The organism is Rhodococcus sp. P4_B6, from assembly GCF_056402215.1.
The window spans coordinates 1-3084 of the sequence record NZ_JBFUHV010000369.1 but is presented as its reverse complement, the minus strand read 5'-3'; the positions used below and the strand labels follow the sequence as shown (position 1 = coordinate 3084).

At 57.9% G+C, this 3084-nt stretch carries 3 protein-coding genes; all 3 read left to right on the top strand.

Annotated elements, in window-relative coordinates; translation table 11 throughout:
• Positions 1–509: 509 nt before the first annotated feature.
• Complete coding sequence (locus AC1DWT_RS50480) at positions 510–2030, top strand: sugar transferase (RefSeq protein WP_477926190.1); 1521 nt, start codon at positions 510–512, stop codon at positions 2028–2030.
• Positions 2031–2163: 133 nt separating this feature from the next.
• Positions 2164–2682: an acyltransferase gene (locus AC1DWT_RS50475; RefSeq protein ID WP_477926189.1), complete on the top strand. Its 519-nt coding sequence runs from the start codon at positions 2164–2166 to the stop codon at positions 2680–2682.
• A partial coding sequence (locus AC1DWT_RS50470; protein ID WP_477926188.1) for an acyltransferase family protein occupies positions 2675–3084 on the top strand: 410 nt, incomplete at its 3' end. The genes AC1DWT_RS50475 and AC1DWT_RS50470, both read left to right, overlap by 8 nt.

Sequence of the window (3084 nt, the reverse complement as noted above, 5' to 3'; positions counted from 1 at the left end):
CCCCATGGGGTATTCCAAATGCTGTCTCTGTCCATGTGAATACTCTCCCTTTGATCGTGATGGTTCAGCGCCGATCGTAGAGCGGCCAATCCGGTCGCCTATGCCGCGGTCCCGCAGCGTCATTCACGCAAATGACAGCAGACCGTCAATGGTAGGCGCCTGAAGGCGGCGCGCAGGGTGTCATCCCAATCTGACCCTCGAGTAGGATTCGCGGCAAAATACCGGAACCTTTCCCGATACGCCAGGACTTTAGACCCTATCTGCGGCGCCCAGTGTGGTGTAGGCGGTGTCATTCAATCGGTGTACAGAGCCGTGACCTGCACAGGAACCTGTTCTTGCGGTTGGGATCTCGCGTCTGTGACTCTCGCCACTCCAGTTGTAACGAAGAAGGTTGAAGGTGCGATCATCATCCCGGCAGCAATACAGGGGGGCGGTCGTCATTCACCGCCAACAGTCGGAAGACAGCAGCGCTTGCCGGCTTATTGGTTCTCAGGTGGAAGGCAACGAATGTGACCGCATTCGATGTTCCGCTCGGCCCCGCATCGGGTACGCCGGGCGCAACAACGGTCTCTTCGGAGACAGGACGACTCGGGAGTCGTCGAGAGTGGCAGGCGGCCTACATCCGGCGACTGTTGATCTCCGACACCCTGGTGGTGATCGCTGCTGTCGCGTTGGCCCAGTGGATTCGCTTCGGCGACAGTGGTGTTCTGACCACCGGCCAGACCCTGCACGACCTGAGCTACACACTCGTTTCGGCCCTGCTGGTGGTCGCGTGGCTGGTGACGCTGGTGATCTTCCGGACGCGCACAATCCGGGTCATCGGTAGTGGTCCCGACGAGTACCGCCGGATCTTCGTATCGACGGTGCGCCTGTTCGGATTCATTGCGATCCTGGCCCTTCTATTTCGACTCGACCTGGCGCGCCTCTACCTGGCAATCGCGTTCCCCGTGGGCTTGATTGCCCTGATGGTGAACCGCTGGGTGTGGCGCAAGGTGGTCGCGCGGAAGCGTTCGCGCGGAGAGTTCCAAACTTCCGTCTTGGTCGTTGGTGGCGAACGCGCGGTACGGAATCTCGCCGAATCTTTCGCCCGCGGCACTGCTGACGGGTACCGCGTTGTCGGCGTGTGTATGCCGGGGCATACCGGTAAGCACGGCGACAAGATCACTGTGAAGGGGCGAGAGATTCCCGTTCTCGGTGACGAGCAAGACGTCGTGGAATCGTTGGAGTTCTGCCGGGCAGACACAGTGGCTGTTACAGCAACCGAGCACTTGGGTCACGACGGAATGCGGGATCTTGCGTGGGCGCTCGAGCCGCACCACGTCGACCTCGTGGTTGCCCCCGGGATGATGGATGTGTCAGGACCCAGGCTCTCGATGCGACCCGTCGCTGGCCTCCCACTGATCCATGTGGAGAAGCCGCAGTACCACGGTGCGCAGAGATTCTCGAAGCTCTCCTTCGACTTCGTGTTCGCGACACTCGCCTTGATCTTGATCAGCCCAGTTCTGTTGTTCGTCTCACTGGCGATCAAGCTGACAAGCAAAGGACCAGTCTTCTACAAGTCGGAGCGGATGGGCCTAGACGGCAAGCCGTTCCCGATGCTCAAGTTCCGCAGCATGGTGGTGGACGCCGACAAGCAGGTTGCCTCACTGATGAAGGTAAACGAGGGCGCCGGCGTGCTGTTCAAGTTGCGCGAGGACCCGCGGGTTACGAAGGTCGGCCGCTTGATGCGCAAGTTCAGCATCGATGAGTTGCCCCAGTTCATCAATGTCCTCCGTCGCGAGATGAGCGTGGTCGGTCCTCGACCGCCGCTGCGCCGTGAGGTGGAGGCCTACGACGGCACCGTTAGGCGCCGGCTGCTCGTGAAGCCCGGTGTCACGGGACTGTGGCAGGTGAGTGGACGCTCGGACCTGTCATGGGAAGAGACTGTGCGGCTAGACCTCTCGTATGTGGAGAACTGGTCGATGATGGGAGATCTTCTCATCATCGGAAAGACTTTGAAGGCAGTGGCGGCAGGTGACGGAGCATATTGATGCTCAGCGGATCCTTCACTGCGAGATCGAGCCCTCTGCCGGTCACTGCATCACTTGAACAGCGCAATTCCCGCGGCGAATCAGAAGGCACCAGTGGATTCAACCGTGCCCACCGGTGCCCCCGACAGGAATCATGATAGAGATGAACATTATTGCTAAACTTTGGCCTCAATTTACACGAGATATTATTCTAAATACGGTCGTATCATCTCCTCTCTTTCCGATGCCGTTTCGCTGGAGGGCGCTCAGTGCGTACGGGATGAGCCTCGAGAAATGCCGGATATCACCAGGAGTGTGGTTTGGCAGCAGGCGAGTATCAATAGGTGCTAAAACATTTATTAACTATGGCTGCATGTTCAATACCTCAGCGCCCGTCTCAATCGGCAGGAATTGCGACGTAGGAATGGGCGTTCTGTTTGTCACCAGCACCCACGAACTTGGGGACCCGCAGAAACGCGCGGGAAAGGCACTGGCGAAACCAGTGTCGATTGGCGACGGAGTTTGGATCGGTGCCAGGGCTGTCATACTACCGGGTGTCCGAATAGCGAGCGGTTCAGTAGTTGCTGCTGGCGCGATCGTAACTGACGATATTGAGGCCAACGCATTGTATGCCGGCACTCCGGCCAGGAAGATCAGGGATCTCAATGGGTAATCGAAAGAAGATTAGCCTGTATGAATCCTTCGATGGTCGCCATAATGGGCTTAGCACCATCCGCCTAGTCCTCGCCTCAACGGTTATGCTCTGGCATAGTTTTCCACTTACTGGTCACGATATATCGCCCGAAGGGTTAAGGGAAGTTGTTGGCAGTTTTCGAGTGGACGCGTTCTTTGCGATTAGCGGATTTTTGGTGTTGCGGACCTGGAACAGGAACCCCACAGTTCTAACATTTGTGCGCGCGCGAGCGTATCGGTTACTCCCGGCCTTCTGGGTCAATTTAGTTGTCACGGCCTTTGTGATCGCACCCATTGCAACTCAGGTTATGGGAGGTGATGTCATCGCCCTTTTTCGCGGAGAGCATTCAGCGTGGCGATATGTCGCGCAGAACTCTACGAC